This is a genomic window from Weissella sp. DD23, assembly GCF_001579105.1.
Lineage (GTDB): Bacteria > Bacillota > Bacilli > Lactobacillales > Lactobacillaceae > Weissella > Weissella cibaria.
On record NZ_KQ970520.1, the window covers coordinates 1 to 263 of the forward strand.

Annotated in this window: 1 pseudogene; it reads right to left on the bottom strand. The window is 46.8% G+C overall.

What is annotated here, in order from left to right:
- Nucleotides 1-263 (bottom strand): annotated as a pseudogene (locus tag WEIDD23_RS13950) (hypothetical protein); the annotation flags it as partial.

Consider the following 263-nt stretch of genomic DNA (forward strand, 5'->3'; position numbering starts at 1 on the left):
CGACTAATCACATGGGTGGCATCTTGTTTACCGCCCAAGCCCGCCTCAATAATTGCAACATCAACGTGGGCATCAGCAAAATAAAGCAAGGCCATAAACGTCCAATATTCAAAAGCTGATAATGTGGCTGGTTCCTCACCATGGGCCATTAAGACCGTGCGAATGTGTTCGTACCAATGGACCACTGCTGATTTTGACATGTTGTGATGATTTAGTTGTACCTGTTCACGCGCATCAAACAAGGCGGGTGATGTAAACGTGCC